This is a genomic window from Kibdelosporangium persicum, from assembly GCF_013280595.1.
In the GTDB taxonomy this organism is placed as follows: Bacteria; Actinomycetota; Actinomycetes; order Mycobacteriales; family Pseudonocardiaceae; genus Kibdelosporangium; species Kibdelosporangium persicum.
In genome coordinates, this window is record NZ_JAAATY010000014.1 from 80,790 (window position 1) to 97,979 (window position 17,190).

16 protein-coding genes are annotated in these 17,190 nt (G+C 68.0%); 10 read left to right on the forward strand and 6 right to left on the reverse strand.

Features of this window, described 5'->3' with window-relative positions; translation table 11 throughout:
- The first annotated feature begins 35 nt into the window (after positions 1 to 35).
- On the forward strand, positions 36 to 749 hold the full coding sequence (locus tag GC106_RS24365) for a DUF3159 domain-containing protein (RefSeq protein ID WP_312872817.1): 714 nt from the start codon (positions 36 to 38) through the stop codon (positions 747 to 749).
- A 4-nt stretch (positions 750 to 753) separates the two neighbouring features.
- Positions 754 to 2,226: an MFS transporter gene (locus tag GC106_RS24370; protein ID WP_173135065.1), complete on the forward strand. Its 1,473-nt coding sequence runs from the start codon at positions 754 to 756 to the stop codon at positions 2,224 to 2,226.
- Between the two features lie 338 nt (positions 2,227 to 2,564).
- Here GC106_RS24370 and GC106_RS24375 read toward each other — a convergent pair whose 3' ends face one another.
- Positions 2,565 to 3,224 carry a DUF899 domain-containing protein gene (locus GC106_RS24375; protein WP_173135068.1) on the reverse strand — a complete coding sequence of 220 codons (660 nt, stop codon included), beginning with the start codon at positions 3,222 to 3,224 and terminating at the stop codon, positions 2,565 to 2,567.
- A gap of 107 nt (positions 3,225 to 3,331) precedes the next feature.
- On the opposite strand from GC106_RS24375, the gene GC106_RS24380 reads away from it, so the two are divergent.
- From GC106_RS24380 to GC106_RS24395, 4 genes are all read left to right on the forward strand, one after another.
- Positions 3,332 to 4,009 (forward strand): winged helix-turn-helix transcriptional regulator, encoded by a 678-nt coding sequence (locus GC106_RS24380; protein ID WP_173135071.1) that lies wholly within the window; start codon positions 3,332 to 3,334, stop codon positions 4,007 to 4,009.
- 95 nt (positions 4,010 to 4,104) lie between these two features.
- Complete coding sequence (locus GC106_RS24385; RefSeq protein WP_173135074.1) at positions 4,105 to 4,707, forward strand: TIGR03086 family metal-binding protein; 603 nt, start codon at positions 4,105 to 4,107, stop codon at positions 4,705 to 4,707.
- Positions 4,704 to 4,841: a hypothetical protein gene (locus tag GC106_RS24390; protein ID WP_173135077.1), complete on the forward strand. Its 138-nt coding sequence runs from the start codon at positions 4,704 to 4,706 to the stop codon at positions 4,839 to 4,841. The genes GC106_RS24385 and GC106_RS24390 overlap by 4 nt, the downstream gene beginning before the upstream one ends.
- Positions 4,842 to 4,843: 2 nt before the next feature.
- Positions 4,844 to 5,728 (forward strand): alpha/beta hydrolase, encoded by an 885-nt coding sequence (locus tag GC106_RS24395; RefSeq protein WP_173135080.1) that lies wholly within the window; start codon positions 4,844 to 4,846, stop codon positions 5,726 to 5,728.
- Positions 5,729 to 5,824: 96 nt separating this feature from the next.
- On the opposite strand, the gene GC106_RS24400 is transcribed toward GC106_RS24395, so the two are convergent.
- Together GC106_RS24400 and GC106_RS24405 are read right to left on the reverse strand one after the other, a co-directional pair.
- Positions 5,825 to 6,523 carry a response regulator transcription factor gene (locus tag GC106_RS24400; RefSeq protein ID WP_173135083.1) on the reverse strand — a complete coding sequence of 233 codons (699 nt, stop codon included), beginning with the start codon at positions 6,521 to 6,523 and terminating at the stop codon, positions 5,825 to 5,827.
- On the reverse strand, positions 6,520 to 7,758 hold the full coding sequence (locus GC106_RS24405) for a sensor histidine kinase (RefSeq protein ID WP_217280899.1): 1,239 nt from the start codon (positions 7,756 to 7,758) through the stop codon (positions 6,520 to 6,522). Before GC106_RS24405 ends, GC106_RS24400 begins: the two co-directional genes overlap by 4 nt.
- Before the next feature lie 140 nt (positions 7,759 to 7,898).
- On the opposite strand from GC106_RS24405, the gene GC106_RS24410 reads away from it, so the two are divergent.
- Positions 7,899 to 9,197, forward strand: a complete 1,299-nt coding sequence (locus GC106_RS24410) for a S1 family peptidase (RefSeq protein ID WP_173135086.1) — start codon at positions 7,899 to 7,901, stop codon at positions 9,195 to 9,197.
- Positions 9,198 to 9,592: 395 nt separating this feature from the next.
- Here GC106_RS24410 and GC106_RS24415 read toward each other — a convergent pair whose 3' ends face one another.
- Positions 9,593 to 11,845, reverse strand: coding sequence for an ABC transporter permease (locus GC106_RS24415; RefSeq protein WP_173135089.1), 2,253 nt, complete (start codon positions 11,843 to 11,845; stop codon positions 9,593 to 9,595).
- Positions 11,845 to 12,642 (reverse strand): ABC transporter ATP-binding protein, encoded by a 798-nt coding sequence (locus GC106_RS24420; RefSeq protein ID WP_173135092.1) that lies wholly within the window; start codon positions 12,640 to 12,642, stop codon positions 11,845 to 11,847. The genes GC106_RS24415 and GC106_RS24420 overlap by 1 nt, the downstream gene beginning before the upstream one ends.
- Before the next feature lie 202 nt (positions 12,643 to 12,844).
- Between GC106_RS24420 and GC106_RS24425 the strand changes: the two genes are divergently transcribed.
- Positions 12,845 to 14,044, forward strand: a complete 1,200-nt coding sequence (locus tag GC106_RS24425; RefSeq protein WP_217280900.1) for a sensor histidine kinase — start codon at positions 12,845 to 12,847, stop codon at positions 14,042 to 14,044.
- Positions 14,041 to 14,781, forward strand: a complete 741-nt coding sequence (locus tag GC106_RS24430) for a response regulator transcription factor (RefSeq protein WP_173135098.1) — start codon at positions 14,041 to 14,043, stop codon at positions 14,779 to 14,781. Before GC106_RS24425 ends, GC106_RS24430 begins: the two co-directional genes overlap by 4 nt.
- A gap of 110 nt (positions 14,782 to 14,891) precedes the next feature.
- Here GC106_RS24430 and GC106_RS24435 read toward each other — a convergent pair whose 3' ends face one another.
- Complete coding sequence (locus GC106_RS24435; protein ID WP_173135101.1) at positions 14,892 to 16,046, reverse strand: acyl-CoA dehydrogenase family protein; 1,155 nt, start codon at positions 16,044 to 16,046, stop codon at positions 14,892 to 14,894.
- A 531-nt stretch (positions 16,047 to 16,577) separates the two neighbouring features.
- On the opposite strand from GC106_RS24435, the gene GC106_RS24440 reads away from it, so the two are divergent.
- Positions 16,578 to 17,186: a tetratricopeptide repeat protein gene (locus GC106_RS24440; protein ID WP_173135104.1), complete on the forward strand. Its 609-nt coding sequence runs from the start codon at positions 16,578 to 16,580 to the stop codon at positions 17,184 to 17,186.
- Positions 17,187 to 17,190 lie beyond the last annotated feature (4 nt).

Consider the following 17,190-nt stretch of genomic DNA (forward strand, 5'->3'; position numbering starts at 1 on the left):
AACGCCGGCACACCGCCGGAAAGGACGTATCGACCGTGACCAAACCGCAGCAACAGGACACGACGGACGACGACCACACGACCACCCCGGGGCCCACCCGGGAGGAGGCGATGCTCGCCCGCATGGGCGGGCGACGGATGGGCTTCGTCTACACCGCTGTCCCCGTCGTCGTGTTCGTAACGGCGAACCTCCTGTTCCCGTTGGCGGTGACGATCAGCGTCGCCCTGCTGGCGGGGGTGGGGTTGATGGTGTTCCGACTCGTGCGCGGTGAGCGCTGGACCGCGGCTGGCGGCAGCCTGATCGGCGTCGCGATCGCCGTGGGGATCGTGGCTCTGACCGGGTCGGCGAAGAACTACTTCGCGGTGGGGATCTGGGCCTACTTCGCGGGCTTCGTGATCGCCCTCGGCTCGGTGCTGGCCCGCCGGCCGATCACCGGGGTCATCTGGAACTTCGTGCACGGCGGCAAATACCGGTGGCGGACCGATCGGAGGGTGCTGCGTGCCCACACCGTCGCCACCCTTGCCGCCGCCGGCGTGCTGGGCGCCCGGTTCACCCTCCAGCAGTGGCTGTACATCGCCGACAACACCAGCGCGCTCGGTGTCGCCCGTATCGCGATGGGCACGCCGCTGTCGGCACTCGTCGCGCTCGTCATCGTGTGGGCCTTCCGCCAGAGCAGCAAGCAGCTCATCCCGAAGAAGGCGGACACCGGCGAAGGCATCGGGGACACCGGGCACAAGCCGGCGGAGTAAACCCGTGAACCAGCCGGAACCCGTGACATCGCCACCGAAGGCGCTCATCGCCGTGCTCGCTCTCGCAGGGATCACGGTGTCGTTGCAACAGACCTTCGTCATCCCCTTGCTGCCCCATCTGCCCGCGCTGCTGCACACGACCCGTGGCAACGCATCGTGGGCCGTGACGGCCACGCTGATCGCGGGGGCGGTGTCGATCCCGATCGTCGGCCGGCTCGCTGACATGTGGGGCAAGCGGCGCATTCTGCTGTCCTGTCTCGCGTTTCTGGTCACGGGTTCCGCGGTGACGGCGTTCAGCACCTCGCTGGGCTGGTTCGTCGCCGGTCGCGCCTTGCAGGGCACCGCCGCGGGCGTGGTGTCGCTGGGCATCAGCCTGCTCCGCGACCACCTACCCCCGCACCGGCTGGCCTCCGCGACATCGGTGATGAGCACGTCGCTCGGCGTCGGGGCCTCGCTGGGAATCCCACTGTCGGCGTTGCTCGCGCAGTACGCCGACTGGCGGGTCCTGTTCTGGACCGCGGGCGGGCTGGCCACCGTGGCAGGTGTTCTCGTCCTGCTCGTCGTGCCCCGTACGTCGCGGCCGCCGGGCGGGCGGTTCGACCCGCTGGGGGCGCTGCTGCTCTCCAGCGCGCTGGTCTGCCTGTTCCTCGCCGTCTCCCAGGGCGGAACCCGGGGGTGGACCGGCGGCCTCACCCTGGGATCGTTCGCGGCCGCGGCCACACTGCTGGTGCTGTTCGGCGCGTGGGAACTGCGCACCGCGCAGCCGCTGATCGACCTGCGGGTGAGCCGTCGGCCGCAGGTACTGCTCACCAACACCGCCTCGCTGGTCTTCGGCTTCTCCATGCTGACCAGCTCGCTGGTGTTCACCCAGCTCCTGCAGATGCCCACGACGACGGGGTACGGGTTCGGCGAGTCGATGCTCGTCGCCGGGCTCCTGCAGGCCCCGGGCGGAGTGTGCATGATCGCCATGTCGCCGGTGTCGGCCAAGATCACCGTCCGCTCCGGACCGCGGACGACGCTCATGGCCGGTGCCTCGGTCGTCCTGTGCGGTTACGGCTTCGCGACGCTGTCGCACACCCAGTTGTGGCAGTTGCTCGTCTGCTCCGCCCTCGTCGGTTCCGGCATCGGGCTCGCCTACGGGGCAATGCCCTCGCTCATCATGAGCGCAGTCCCTGTCAGCCAGACCGCGGCGGCCAACAGCCTGAACAACCTCTGCCGGTCGTTGGGCACAACCACCGCCAGCGCGGTGGCCGGGCTGCTCCTGGCCACCATGACCACGACGGTGAGCGGGCATGTCGTCCCGGACCGGACCGCGTTCACCACCATCCTGCTGACCGGCGCGGCGGCGGCGCTGCTCGCCTTGGTCATCGCCGCTGTCATCCCCAGCCGTCGCCCGGCCACCACCGCCGACCTTCCGCTCGCCGCGGCCACTGCCGTGGTGCGGCACGAGCCGAGCACAGCACACTGCCCACCTTGAGCAGCGGGGTGCGGAAATTGACAAGCCGCAGTTCCGGGAAGTGTGGTTGATGTTTCTTCGGGAACGTTGGTCATGCTCTGGTTCGTCCGGTGTGGAGCGTGATGACGTTTGTCGGCGTGTGGTTCGTGGGTGAGCTCCGTGATGACGGCGCAGAAAGTCTGGTTCTGTGCACGGAGCTGTGCTTGCCGTGCTTCGAGTTCCTCGATGCGTGTGCGGGCCTTAGCCAGTGTTGCCGCAGTGCTGTGACGTCGGGTGGGGTTGGGCCGCCGCTGGCCTTGGTTCGGAATGCCGTGATCAGGTCGGCGTGATGTTCGTAGAGGCGTTCTCGGTGAAGTCCGTCAGTGGTCGTACTGGTCGTGCAGGCGCCACCACTGGTAGGGCGGGGTCTGGGGCCAGCCTTCGGGTGAGTCCTCCCATGTCTCCTGTCGGCCGTAGGGCGTCAGGTCCAGCAGGGCGAGGTCGTTGCGGAGGTGGTCGATCCCCCGTGCGGCGGTGGAGTAGCTGCGGAACACGCGGTTGTCGTCGGAGCGCACGAACACGCTGATTCCGGCACCGTCGTGGATGCCGCAGTCGGTGTTGAAGTCGCTGCCCGCCGTGGAGTACCAGGGGATGTCCCAGCCCATGCGGATGCGGTAGGGCTCGAACTGGGAGACCGGCGCCGGCGAGGTCATCACGTATGTGGTGTCGCGGGCGTGCAGGTGCGCCAGGTGGGGCGTGCTGTCGGCGACGGCCGAGCAGCCGGGGCAGCGGTGATCCGAACCCGGCTCCATCATGAAGTGATAGACGATGAGCTGACGGCGCCCGTCGAACAGCCCGGCAAGGCTCCTGGTGCCGTCAATGCCCTCGAACACGTACTGCTTGTCGAACTCGACCACGGGCAGCCGGCGCCGGCGCGCGGCGAGGGCATCGAGGGCGCGGGTCATCTTCTTCTCCTCGGCCAGCAGCTCCTCCCGAGCGCTGGCCCACTCCTGGGCGGAGACGATCGGTGGCAGCTTCATGAGCGCTCCTTGCTTCCGGTTCGCACGTTACCTTTCGCAACCGTAGCAGTTACTTCGTAAAATGAAGTAGATACTTCGGAACAGAGAGTGCGAGCTACACTGGCCGTGTGCCCACGAAACGCAGCTACGGCGACCCGTGCGGCGTAGCCCGTGCGTTGGATCTGGTGGGCGAGCGCTGGGCGTTGCTGATCGTCCGAGACCTGTTGCTGGGCCCGAAACGGTTCACCGACCTCCAGGTGGGTCTCACCGGAGTGCCGCCGAACGTGCTCACGACACGCCTCAACGACCTGCGGGAGGCCGGCGTGGTGCGCAAGCGGACGCTGCCGCCACCTGCGGCGTCCCAGGTCTACGAGCTGACCGAGTGGGGCGCTGGGCTGAAGCCGATCGTCCTGGCGCTCGGCCTGTGGGGCGCACAGTCCCCGGTATCGCGTCCCGAGGGTGAGATGGGCACGGACTCGCTGATGCTGTCGATGCTCGGCGCGCTGGAGCCCGCCGCGTTCGCCCCGGGCGGCGGCGTCTTCGATGTCCGGCTGGGCCGGGAAAGTTTCACCGTCTCGATCGGCGAGGACGTCCAGATCACGCGTGGCAACGCTCCCGTCCCCACCGGCACGGTCATCAACACCGACGCCGCCACCCTGGCGGCGCTGATGGCGGGAGAAGTCGGGGTGGACGCTGCCGTCGCGGCCGGGCGCGTGCGGCTGGAGGGTGACACGAACGCCTGCCGAGCCCTGCTCGCGGCCGTGTGGCGCAGTGACGACTCCGCGCGAGCGCATCCAGGCGTGTAGCCGCGGGAAACCGTAGGTCAACGACCACGGATTCGCTCCCTTTCGGCGGCCGGTCAGGTCTGCACTGCGGATTGACGCGGCCGAAAGGACGATTCATGGACGCAGTGCAAGCGTTACACCGGGCACAGGACAGCTTCGACGCGGTGCTGGCCGCAGTCGGGCCGGATCAGTGGGACGCCCCTTCCTGTTGTCCGGGCTGGACCATCCGCGACGTGGCCGGGCACGTGATCTGGTTTCAGGAGCAACTCCGCTGCTGGGCGACCGGCATGCCATATGACAACAGGACAGGCGCGCCTGGCGCGGATCATCCCGGGGAGATGGCCGGGCCTGACCCGATGCCGACCTGGCGGTCAGCCCGGGACAGGGCCAGGAAGGCGCTCAAGGCCCACTCTCTTGACCGCCCTGTTCGACTGGGTGACGATCTGGTGCCCCTGTCGGCGGTTGTCCAGCGTCTGGCCATTGATCACACGGCCCACAGCTGGGACATCGGGTATCCGATCGGGCTTGCTGTCCGGTTGGACCCCGAGCTGCTGACGGCTTCGTTTCCGTGGGCGCGCCAGTTCGTCGTCCGTCGGCAGAGTGGGTTCGGCGCCGAGATCGCCGTGCCGCCGGACGCCGACGAACAGACCCGGTGGCTGGCATTCCTGGGCCGCGGGGCCGATTCCTTCCGGACCGGCGCCGGGTCTGTACAGACATGACCACTACAACCGAGTTCGCCGGTCAGGCCGAACCCGCGCCCGAGACCAGGTCTCCCGAAACACGGGTGCTGGCCCGGACGGGCGGCGCCTGGCGTGTCGAGGCTTTCCACAACCGCCCCGGATCAGGAGAATGACGATGGCAAGCAAGGAATCACTCGCTGTCCGTGAGATGTACGCGGCCTGGACGGAGGCGGCGAAGCGGGGCGAGCAGCTCGATCCGGATGACTGGGGCAATCTGACCGCTGAGCCGGGAGGCGTCGACTACATCGAGGCCGACGCGGGCGGCGTGCCCGCGATGTGGCTCGTTCCCAAGCAGAGCAAGCAGGACCGGGTGATCTTCGCCATCCACGGCGGCGGGTACATCGGTGGATCGCTTTACTCGCACCGGAAAGTGTATGCGCATCTGGCCAAAAAGGTCGGTGCCCGTGCGCTGCTCGTGACCTACAGGCACACACCGGCGCACAGCCACCCGGCCCAGGTCGACGACACCACGAACGCCTACCAGTGGTTGCGGAACCAAGGCATCGACCCGTCACGGATCGCCTTTGTCGGTGACTCAGCGGGTGGCGCGCTCGTGCTGACGACGCAGTTGCGCGCCCGTGAGCTCGGGGTGCCGTTGCCCGCGGCGTCGATGTTCATCTCGCCGTGGGTCGACCTGGAACTGACCGGCGAGTCCTTCCAGACCAACCGTGACAAGGACCCGTTCTTCTACAAGGAGATGTGCGCCCAGTTGGTCGAGATGTTCCTCAACGGCAAGGACAAGCGTGACCCGCTGGCCAACCCGCTGTACGGCGACCTCACCGGGTTCGGGCCGATGTACATCCACGTCGGTGACGACGAGCAGCCGAGGGACGACAGCTTCATGCTGGAGCAGCACGCCCGTAAGGCCGGTGTGGACATCCAGTTGGACGTGTTCCCGGAGATGCAGCACACGTTCCACATGGCCGCCGGGCACGCGCCCGAGGCCGACGAGGCGATCGACCGGTTCGCCGCCTGGCTGAAGCCCAAGCTCGGCCTCTAGCCTCACGCCCGGATCGTCGCACCCGGCGATCCGGGCTGTCCCAGTGGGGCAGGCCGGTGTCGACCGAGCATGTCGTGTCACGCAGTCCGGGCGGACTCATCTGCCCGTGTCGACGCGCCACCAGTCCTTCACGTCAGTCGCGTCCCCTGACCAGAATTCCAGGAGGTCTCCCGGTGCGAGTCCGAGGGCGCGTTCGATTTCGCCGGGAGTGAGGCTGCGCAGGGAGTCGGACAGCGACCGGGTGAGGTCGAGCCAGTAGCCACGCAGCGTGGATTCGCTCACGAACAACTGCTTGGCGATCTGAGCGTAGGTCAGTCCGCGGGCACGGCCGTGGAGGAGTTGACGCTGGCGCTCGCTGAGCAGGGTGATGCAGTCGCGCCGGACGAGAACCTCAAGTATGCCGACGACCGACTGTGGCACGACGGTGCCACCGGAGGCGACGTCGAGGACGAGTTGCTCGGCCCGGGCGGTCGGCAGCGCCTTGGAGACGACCCCGCTCGCACCCGCCGCGATGCACGCCGCCAGGACGAAGCGGCGTTCCTCCTGGCTGTAGACGCAGACACGGTAGCCCTGTCCCCTCAGCGCGCGGATCGCGGCGATGCCCTGCCGGACGTCGGGCTGCTGTTCGAGGTTCGCCAAGTGCAGGTCGAGCAGGACCACATCGACCACGGGGCGACGGCGCGCCAACTCCTCCACGGTCGCGACCGCGGCGACGACGTCGAGACGGGACATGAGCAGGCCGAACGACTCACGGATCAGCGACGCGTCATCGACGACCGCGACCCGGGGCCTCATGCTGCGCCCGTGGAAGTGTCCCGGTCCGCATGAACGGCTGACTGCGCAGGGCCGGACGAGATCGTCACTGTTGTCCCCTCACCTACCGCGGACTCGATCTCGACGTCGAGCCCTCGCAGCCGCAGTTCGCCCACGACGACCTCGCGCAGGCCGACCCCGGTGGTCACCGACGCCGGGTCGAACCCGACGCCGTCGTCGCGCACGGTCAGCGTCCAACTCCCGGCCGCTCCTTGGTCGAGGTGGACGACGACGGCATCTGCCCGGGCGTGCATGCGTACGTTGAGCAGCAGGCTTTCGAGTGCGCGCTCGAGAGCTTCGGCCTGCGCGGCGGGAAGTTTCAGGTCGGCGCCGAGGTCGAGTAAGGCATCGACGTTCAAGTCGGCGAACCGGTCGCACACCCGCTTGATCATCGCTGCGAGCACTACGGAACGGGCTGATGCGTGGGCGGCGGCCCGATCCTCGTCCGGCGCTCGGCCACGCAAGTAGGAGCGCATACGCCGCAGTTCCACCTCCGCCTGGTCGATGAGCTGGGAGCGTGCGGCATCGGTCCCCGGCTCGGTGAGCAGGCGCATGATGGCGACGCCGTTGTGCATCATCACCTGGGCCCGTCGTTCCTCCTCACGTCGTGCCAACTCCGCGGCGTGGGCACGCGAGGCGTCAGCGTCGTGCGCGATGCGGCGCGTGTATCCGAAGAACATGCGCGCGACCAGCGCGTACACCACGAAGGTGAGTACGTTGCCGATGGCGGTCGAAGTCATGTCTCCGTCGACCTCGCCGCTGAGATACACCAGGTAGCAGACGACAATGCCGAGGAGGCCGCCCGCCCAGAGAATGCGGCTGCGGACACCGCTGGCCGTGAGGATGACCGACAGCACGTAGGCCGGCTGGAAGGCGACCCAGGTGCCGAGGCGTTCCCCCGGCGCCAGCACCTGAGGCCCCAGGACGAGCAACACGCAGGCCAGCGCGAAGTCCGCCGCGGAACTCGCCGCGCCAAGCGGGCGGCGGCGCGCGAGTGTCACCGCGCTGACCGTGACGGCCGCGAACGCCGCGGCAGCCCAGCACGCGAGGTAGACGGCTTCGTCCGGTGACGTCGCTATGCCGATGTGAACAGCCGGGATCATCTGCGCGATCGTGCCCAGACGGACGCCCGCGATGAAGTACGAGAACGCCCGCTCGACGCCCGCCTCGGTCGTCGGTAAGTCGGCGACCCGCCACCGCCCGTTCCGACCGCGCATAGTTCTCCTCGGTGGCCGACCGCCCATGCCGGCGAAAGTTCGCGGATTCGTTGGGTCACAACGAACCGGCGAAACGCAACGATCAGGGTACTTCAGCGGACGGAGCTGGATGTCACCAGGTTTCCGAGAGGACACAACAGATGCGACGATTACTGACCCTGCTCGCCTCGCTGGCGGTCACCGTCGGCCCGACGGTGGTCGTGGCCGCTCCCGTCCAGGCAGCTCCCGCCCCTGGCAACATCAAGAACAACGCGGCGAGTTTCGGCGTGTCAGTGCGGCCCGCACCGTCGGCGGGCACGGTCCGGGTGACTGGGAAGGGCCTGTCCGCACTGGCTCTGGATGACGCGACGATGCGTGATCTGTCCACGTACGCCAAAGCGAGCGGACAGGACCTGTCCGCCCTCGTCGCGGCGCACCAGGGCATCCACGAGTTCAGTGCGTACACCACCAAACTGGAGGAGACCAGGCCGGACATGTTCGTGCGGGCCGGCGTTCCCGTCGCCGGTGGGGCGACCGCCCATTGGATCCAGACCACCTCCAAGCCGAGCGCCGATGTCGTTGCGGAGCTGGAGCTTCTGCCGGTGAACACCGAAGTGCGCTACGGTGCGCCGGCCAGCTCGAAGGAGCTGGCCGATTTGGCCTACGCGCTCACCACCTCCTTGGCGGCGCGCTCCGACGTCATCCGGTCGGCGGGGGCCGGCTACGACCACGAGCGACGCGTGATGCGCCTTCAGTACGCGTCTGTCGGGACGGCGCGGCTGAGCGCACTCGACCCGGTCATCCACGGGGCGCTGACGGCGGGCACCGTCGGGGGCCAGCTTCCCGTCGACGTTGTGATCGAGCGCGATGATGCCGACGTCGTGGTCACCGAAGCAGTGGTCAAAGGCGGGAGGAGCCTCACCGCTAACGGCGAGCACCGCTGCACCAGCGGATTCACCGCACGCCGCGCCGGAAACACGGGTGTGCTGACCGCGGAGCACTGCACCAACGCGCTTCGGTACCTCAACACCTCGGGCGTCATCAGCACCAACCCGCGCCGGCCCGCGAACGACGCGATCGATTTCCAGTTCCACCGGACCCTGACCGGGAACGGTCACTCGACCAGCAAGCAGTTCCGGGCGGGAAGCGAGGACCGGACGGTGACCGGCGTCGCCAACGCACCGCTCGACTCGACCGTGTGCCATTGGGGCCAGAGCACCGGGTACAGCTGCTCCCGCGTCTCCATGATCGACAACTGTCACATGGTGAGCGGCCATCGCTACTGCGGTCTGGACTTCACCTATGACGACATCTCGGCAGGCGGTGACAGCGGCGGCCCGTGGTTCCTCGGGAACACTGCCCGGGGCGGCCACACCGGCGCCAGGGATGGCCAGTTCAGCGTCTTCACCCGGATCGGCCGGGTGAATCGCCACCTCGACGCCAGGGTGTTGCAGAACTAGGCCGTGTTTCAAATGCCCGATCGCGATAGCCGGGCCGGATGCGGCCCCTGACGCCACCGCGGGACCGCCCAAAGACAACCAGTATTCGCGGCGATCCCGCGGCGACGCCAGGAACCGCCCCACCGAGCCGATTCCGGCCTCCGGCCGGGGCAGACTCTCATCGACCGGGACATTCGAAACACGACCTAGCCGCAAGGCGGTGTAGCCAAGGTGCGCCAAGCCTGGGGCGTCGCGGTTCCCGCCGCCGAAAGTCCTTTATGGACAGTCAGCGGTTGTGGGGCTTGGGTTCGAATCTGGCCGGCTCCACGTCGCGCGAAGTCCGCTGACAGGCGATCACTCGCAAGTCAGCGGACTTTTCTTGCGAAAACCACCGCTACGGACTGTCGGCGCCGCGGCTATTCGATGGCGAGCGCCGCCTCGGCCGGCCTGCGACGCGTCGCGCGCCATGCGGGCAGGAGCGTGGCTCCGAACGTCAGCAGAACCGTCAGCGCGGCCGTCGACACGTAGATCCACGGGGACCCGGCGGGCAGTACCGAGTCGAGGCGCTTGACGCTGACCGGCACCAGGATTCCGATCGCGGCAACGGTGCCCAGCGCGATGCCGCTGACGGCCAGGATCGCACCCTCCAAGCCGACCATCCGCATCACCTGACCACGAGTCGAGCCCGCGAGCCGTTGCAGGCCGAACTCCCGCCGCCTCGCCGTCGTGCTCGACGCCAGCGTGTTGATCACCGTGATCGCCGCGTATCCCGCGATCATGAGCACCATGATGTAGATCGCGAAGTTGGCGGTCGTCTTCTGGGCGTCATATTCGCCGAACAGGACGTCGCGGCCCGCCACCGTCAGACCATCCGCGGCGGACGTTACCTCGGTCAGGTCAGCCATCAACCGCTCGGGGTCGGTGTTCTCGCCGAATTTGACGAGGATGCGCTTCGCGTATCCCTCGGTGGTGTGGGCGGCCAGGGTGTCGGCCGGGAGCAACAGGGTGTCGTAGTCGTCCGGAGCGGAGAACAGTGCGGCCACCCGCACGTCGAGCGGGGTGTTGTCACCCATGCGCAGTGTGATCGTGTCGCCGATGTCGACGCCCAGCTTGTCGGCGTGCTGGTTCCCGATCGCGATCGTGTCGTCGTGCAGGTCGGCGATGGTGCCCGCGGTGACCTCGACTGGTGTGGTGGCGGTGGCGCCCTCGGCGGTGACGCCCTGGAGGGTCCAGCCCTCGTTCGCGGGCGAGCTGTCATCCGGATTCTCGATGAAGCCGACACTGGTGACGTACGCCGAGGCGCCTGCGACGCCCGGCAGGTCGTTGATCTGTGCCACCAGGTCCGCGTCGACGCGGTCCTGAGCGGTGACCACGGCGTCCGCGACCAGGTTGTCGGCGAAGCTCCGTCGATCGGCCTCGTCATTCGTCGTCTGGAGGTAAAGCATGCCGGTCGACACCGCGGTCAGCAGGATGACCGGCCCCATCACAGCCGCCATCCGGCCACTGCGGCCACGTGCGTTGAGCACGGCGAGCTGGCCGGTCACACCACCCAATGCGCGCACGGGCCACTGCACGGCAAAGGTCGTGAGCTTGGTCAGCACGGGTGCCAGCAAGGCGAACCCGATGGCGAGGAGAATCACGGCAGGTGCCGCGGTGGCCGGCGTGAGTGGTCCGCTGATCACGGCGATGGTCACAATGGTCAGGGCGACCCCACCGGCGAGGAAGATCACCGCCAGGAGCATGCGTCCGGCGCCGATCGGCCTGCCTTCGACGGAGACCTCCGTGAGCGCCTGGGTCGGCTTGACCCGCGACGCCCTCCTGCCGGCGCCCAGGGCACCGGCCACGGCCGCGACGATCGCCACCACCATGGCGGCCACGGTCGGGAGCCAGCCCTGATGGAAGACCACGCCGTCCGCGGCGATCCCGCGCTCGGCCAGCCGGTCGAACACGAACTCGCCCAAGAACTGGCCCGGGAAGTAGGCGAGTGCGGTGGCGAGCAGGGACAGCAGCAGCGTCTCGCGAAGGATCAGCCGGCGCAGTTGACGAGGTGTCGCTCCCACCGCTCGCAGCAACGCCAGGTCCTGCTGGCGCTGGGCGATCGACAGGGCGAGCATGGCAGCCACCCCGAAGATCGACACCAGGATCGCGAAGGCGGTGAAGACTCCGGCCAGGGCCATCACCGTGACGCCGCTCGCCTTGGCCTCGCGCAGTTCGGCCTGTCCCCGTTCGTCACCGACCAGGGTGATGGTTCCGCGGTCCAGCTTGGCGTCGATTCGCTCCTGAAGCTCGCGAATGTCCACTCCCGGTTCGGCCACCACGCCGATCGCGTCGACCGTGCCCGTCGGCGCGACACCCTCGAAGACGAAGCTCTCGGCCTTCCGCACACCAGGCAGTGCCGCGATCGTGCCTGCCAGCCCTGCGTCGATACGGACCCGCTCGGGCAGGATCGGAGGTTCGTCGAGGTCGCCGCCGGAGTCGTGGTACTCCTGGTCGCCGGTCACGACGACGTCGGCCGAGTCCAGCTGCCGCGGCGGAACAGCCGTGCGGATGCCGGTCTCGATGAGGCCGCCACAGGCCATCATGATGGCCGCCGCGAAGAACATGGCGAGAAAGGCCGCCACGAACATGCCCGCGCGGAACCGCAGGGTACGGAGTGCGAACTGCAACATCAGCGCTGCCCTCCGCGGTTCGCCGCCAACCGCGGGAGGGGGCCTTCGTCGGCGAAAGCACCCAGGTGGGTCATTCGGTCGGCCACGGATTGAGGGGTCGGCGAGCGCAGCTCACCGGCCAGACGCCCGTCGGCGAGGAACAGGACGCGGTCCGCGTACGACGCCGCGACCGGATCGTGGGTCACCATGACGATCGTCTGACCGGCTGCCTGCGACGAGTGCCGAAGCAGCGTGAGAATGTCCCGCGCAGTCCTCGTGTCCAGCGCGCCAGTCGGCTCGTCGGCGAAGATGACGGCGGGGTCGCTGATCAACGCGCGGGCGATGGCAACCCGCTGCTGCTGCCCGCCGGACAGCTCGGCCGGCCGGTGGTTGCCCCGCTGGGCCAGGCCGACCTGGTCGAGCACGTGCGAAACCTGGCCCCGGGCCGGTTCGCGGCCGGCGAGCCGCAGCGGCAACGTCACGTTCTGCCGCACGGTCAGGACCGGCAGCAGGTTGAACGCCTGGAAGACGAAGCCGATCCGGTCTCGCCGCAGCTTCGTCAACTCGGTCTCGTTCATCTCGCTGAGCTCGTGGTCCTCGAGCAGAACCGAACCCGACGTCGGCTGGTCGAGCCCGGCCGCGCACTGCAGCAGGGTGCTCTTGCCGGAGCCCGATGGCCCCATGATCGCCGTGAACGTTCCCCGGCCGAACCGAGTCGTCACGTCATCGAGCGCCACCACCTGGTTGTCGCGCCTTCCGTAGAGCTTGCGGACGGCCGTCAGCCGAACCGCGTCGGTGATGTCTCCGGTGTTCTTCAACGTTTTTCCTGCCGCTTTGCCGTCCCGGCCCACCGCCGGACGATTCCTCACCAACCCTGTCGTCCACGGCGGCGCCGCACATCGTTTGCCGAGACCGTCTTCGCCTGGTGCACGTGAACCAACCCGGCCTGCTTCTAGTGCGGACGCACTACATGCGCGTGCGTGGTCTGCCTGCGGGGTGGCCGTCCCGTACGCTGACCGTGTGTTGCCTCCGGGGAAGTGGTGGCGGGAGGGAACGGTCGTCGCGGCGGCGTTCGTGGTCTGCCTGCTCGGAGGTTTGCTGCACGTCGACGACACGGTGGCACCGCCACTGACGCCGACCTACCTCATCGCCGCGGTGTCGTCGGCGATGCTCCTGGCGCGGCACCGCGCGCCCGTGGCCACCACGATGGCCACGACCGCGTGCGGCATGCTTGTCGCGCCAATGGGCCTGCTGCTGACCCCGCTCATCGTGGCCCCCGTCGTCATCAGCGCCTACTCGCTCGCCGTACGCGGCGAACGGCGGGTGACGGTCGCAGTCCTGCTCCCATCGGCTGTGCTGCTGGTCGCGTCCACTGCCTTCTTCGAGGCCGATTTTTCGTGGGCGGACACAAGCAGACTGGTGACCGTGGCCGCATCGTTGCTCGTGGCCGCTGTGTTCGGCCGCTCGGCGTGGCACCGGCGGGCCTACCTGGCGGTCGTGGAGGAGCGGGCACGCCGGGCCGAGGAAAGCCGGGACAGCGAGGCGCGCCGGAAGGTGGCCGAGGAACGGGTCCGCATCGCCCGCGAGCTGCACGACCTGGTAGCCCACCAGATCACCCTGGCCAACGCGCAGGCCGCCGTCGCCGCCCACTTCTTCGACACCCGCCCCGAGCAGACCCGCACGAGCCTGGCGGAACTGGTCAAGACCACCCGCCATGCCCTCGACGAGCTGCGGGCCACGGTCGGTCTGCTGCGCCAGCCCGACGACACGTCCGAACCCACCGATCCGGCGCCTGGGCTGTCGCAGGTCCCCACGCTGCTGAATGCCTTCCGGCGCGCGGGCCTGGAGGTGTCGATGCACGAGGACGGCACAGCCAGGCCGCTGCCGCCGGCAGTGGACCTCACCGCCTACCGCATCATCCAAGAGGCCCTGACCAACGTGACCAAGCACGCTGCCACCGGTAGCGCCCAGGTGCACCTCGCCTGGAACCGCGACCACGTGACCGTCACCGTCACCGACGACGGCGGCCGTACGCCGCAGGATCGCCCACCCGGCTACGGTCTGATCGGAATGCGGGAACGGGCTACCGCGGTCGGCGGAACCCTCACCGCGGGCGCGCGGGCCGAGGGAGGCTTCCTCGTCTCCGCCCACCTGCCCCTGCCAGCCGCCGAGAACGCGGCACGGCGAACTGACGGAGCAACCAACAGCGAGGGCCGATGACCCACGACGCACCAGGCGCCGGACAGAACACCAGCGCAGAGGCCAGTGACACGCTCCGAGTTCTCCTCGCCGACGATCAGGCGCTGCTACGTGGTGCCTTCCGCACTCTCCTCGACAGCGCAGGCGATATCACCGTGGTCGGCGAGGCAGGCGACGGCAGGGAGGCGGTGGCGCTGACCCGCGAGTTGCGCCCGGACGTGGTGATCATGGACATCCGGATGCCCGACATGGACGGTCTCACCGCCACCCTGAAGATCTGCGCCGATCCGGATCTGCGTGCCACCCGCGTCCTGATCCTCACCACGTACGAGACCGACGAGTACATCGCCCAGGCCCTGCGCGCGGGGGCCAGCGGCTTCATCGGCAAGGGGATCGAGGCCCAGGGCCTGCTGGACGCCGTGCGCACGATCGCCGCAGGCGACACCCTCCTGTCCCCGGCCGCGACCCGCTCCCTGGTGGCCCGTTTCCTCGCCACGCCGGTCGACACCCCACCGCGCCATCCCGGACAACTCGCCGCACTCACCCCGCGCGAACGCGAGATGGTCGCTCTGGTCGCGACCGGTCTGTCCAATGTGGAGATCGCCGATCGGATGTACCTCAGCCCCTTCACCGTCCGCGCCCATGTGCAGCGCGCCATGACCAAGCTGGAGGCACGCGACCGCGCGCAACTCGTTGTCATCGCCTACCAGACCGGCCTGGCCGGCGCCGCCCCCAACGGCGGCGCCGGCCAGGTGTGACGGCCCGTGTGTCCGATGAGCGGTTCAGCCTCGCTACCGACCTTGGCTTCTTTTGATGGCCAGTGGGGGTTGTGCAGCAGTTCGCCATGTGACCGCATCGATACCGGCCATCACCGCAGCGGGTTGCGCTTGATGAGCTGACGCGCGATGACGTTCTTCTGGATCTCGTTCGTGCCTTCGCCGACGATCATCAGTGGCGCGTCGCGGAAATACCGCTCCACGTCGAACTCGGTCGAGTAACCGTATCCACCGTGGACACGCACCGCGTCGAGTGCGATCTTCATGGCCGTCTCCGACGCGAACAGCTTCGCCATACCCGCTTCCATGTCGGCCCGCTCACCCGAGTCGTAGCGGCGAGCGGCGTACTGCACCAGCTGCCGCGCGGCCGTCAGCTGGGTCACCATGTCGGCGAGGTGGTTGCCGATCGACTGGTGCTTCCAGATCGGCTGACCGAAGCTCTCGCGCTCCTGGCTGTAGCGCACCGCGTCCGCCAGCGCGGCCGCACCGACGCCCAGTGCTCGCGCCGCCACCTGGATGCGACCGATCTCCAGCCCGCGCATCATCTGCGCGAAGCCGCGACCCTCCACGGTGCCCAGCAGCGCACTCCGCGGCACGCGGAAGTCGCTGAAGGACAGTTCGCAGCTCTCGACGCCCTTGTAACCGAGTTTGGGCAGATCACGGGACACCTCGAAGCCCGGTCCCTTACCGGCCAGCAGGATGCTCATGCCCCGGTGCCTAGGCTCGGCCGTGGGATCGGTGAGGCACAGCAGCGCCACGAGGCCGGAGCGCCGGGCGTTCGTGATCCACGTCTTGGCGCCGTTGACCACGTAGTCGCCGTTCTCCTTGCGTGCCACGGTTCGCATCGCTTGGAGATCGGACCCGCCGCCGGGTTCGGTGAGCGCCATCGTCGCCCGGATCTCGCCGGTGGCCATCTTCGGCAGGTAGTGGTCCTTCTGCTCCTGGGTTCCGTGGTCGAGCAGGAGTTTCGCGACAACGCTGTGCCCGCCCACGGCACCAGCGAGGCTCATCCACCCGCGAGCGAGTTCCTCGGTCACCGCGGCGTAGCAAGGAGTGGAGACACCGGCGTCGTTCCACGGCTCGGGGATGGCGAGGCCGAACATGCCCAGTCGCTTCATCTGCCCGATGAGCGCCTCCGGATAGGTACCGGCGTGTTCGAGTTCTCGCACCACGGGCTTGACCTCGTGGTCAACCCAGTCAGCGACAACCTCGACGATCGCTGTCTCGTCCGCACTGAGCTCGTACATGGCCAGCCTCTCGAAGCGAAGAACGGTTCACTCCATCCTGCTGCTGTGGCCGCCGTCAGGTGGCCGGCATGCTCCACTCCTGGTTCGGGCCCGCGATGCAGTCCCATACCTGCAACCGTCCGGGGAAATGCTGTAACCGCTGGTCACCCCTCGTGAGTGGTTATCCGTGTTAGAACACGGATAACCACTCACGAGGCAGGAAGCCCACCACCTGACCACGATGATTCCTGACCGCGCGCTCTCGCGCACCGGCCGCAACGACACCGGAGCGATGAGCATCGCCAATTGTGTCACTCCGGTGGACAAGCAGAGCAGGACAAGGTGCGGAAATTGCTACGGCAACGTCTTGACCTGACATTCCGGCCAGACCAGCCTTGATCATTTTCAGGCGCCGGACACGACCGACAGAGGGGCGGTGAGGCGTAGATCACATCGGTTCGGTAAGGTGCGCCAATGGACTACGCGATGCGACGTATCCAAGGCGGCCGGTAGATGGTCAAGATAGGTATGCCTCTGGGGCTCAGTGAGGTCATGGGCGGCATCATCGGTCGCCAGCTTGGCGCGGAAGCACTCCAGGACGGTGACTTCCGAGGCGCTGTCGTACACTTTTCCAATGCCATTCTGGTGGTCAAGGACGTCCGCGAGAAAGCTCAGCTGCAGACGCTCCTTGGCTATTGCCAGTTGAAGGTGAAAAAGTACGACGAGGCCCAGCAGCTCTTGGTGGAAGCTGCTCGGGTGCTGCCGGACGAAAACGCGAAGTTTGATTCGAGAATGCCATCGCTGATGGCGCTGAAACACAGTTCCGAGCTCCCTGGGAACGCGCACGACGAGCTCGAACGAACTTATCGGGTGGTCCTTGCTCTCGGTCACCCGGAGTACGTGCCACGAGCCCAACTGAACCTTGGCGCGATCGAGTACAACGTCAAGGGCAGGGGAAAGGTTGCGCGAGAACTCTGGGAGCAGGCGTATCAGGCCTCGGCGCCTGATGCCACCAAGGCGCGCGTGACGTACAACCTTGGCTGGTACTGGGAACACGAAGGAGACCGGAAGCGTGCCCGGCAGTACTATCACGAGGCCAGGCGGATATGGCCGGAAGGCGAAGAGATGCCAGATCGGTTGGCGGCCGAACGTGACGCGTAGGGTT

Excerpts from the sequence above, each read along its gene's own strand:
- GC106_RS24375 (WP_173135068.1), bottom strand. The coding sequence starts at position 3,224 with ATGAAGCTGCCACCGATCGTCTCCGCCCAGGAGTGGGCCAGCGCTCGG.
- GC106_RS24400 (WP_173135083.1), bottom strand. The coding sequence starts at position 6,523 with ATGAGGCCCCGGGTCGCGGTCGTCGATGACGCGTCGCTGATCCGTGAG.
- GC106_RS24430 (WP_173135098.1), top strand. The coding sequence starts at position 14,041 with ATGACCCACGACGCACCAGGCGCCGGACAGAACACCAGCGCAGAGGCC.
- GC106_RS24440 (WP_173135104.1), top strand. The coding sequence starts at position 16,578 with ATGGGCGGCATCATCGGTCGCCAGCTTGGCGCGGAAGCACTCCAGGAC.
- GC106_RS24435 (WP_173135101.1), bottom strand. The coding sequence starts at position 16,046 with ATGTACGAGCTCAGTGCGGACGAGACAGCGATCGTCGAGGTTGTCGCT.
- GC106_RS24410 (WP_173135086.1), top strand. The coding sequence starts at position 7,899 with ATGCGACGATTACTGACCCTGCTCGCCTCGCTGGCGGTCACCGTCGGC.
- GC106_RS24395 (WP_173135080.1), top strand. The coding sequence starts at position 4,844 with ATGGCAAGCAAGGAATCACTCGCTGTCCGTGAGATGTACGCGGCCTGG.
- GC106_RS24405 (WP_217280899.1), bottom strand. The coding sequence starts at position 7,758 with ATGCGCGGTCGGAACGGGCGGTGGCGGGTCGCCGACTTACCGACGACC.
- GC106_RS24415 (WP_173135089.1), bottom strand. The coding sequence starts at position 11,845 with ATGTTGCAGTTCGCACTCCGTACCCTGCGGTTCCGCGCGGGCATGTTC.
- GC106_RS24390 (WP_173135077.1), top strand. The coding sequence starts at position 4,704 with ATGACCACTACAACCGAGTTCGCCGGTCAGGCCGAACCCGCGCCCGAG.
- GC106_RS24385 (WP_173135074.1), top strand. The coding sequence starts at position 4,105 with ATGGACGCAGTGCAAGCGTTACACCGGGCACAGGACAGCTTCGACGCG.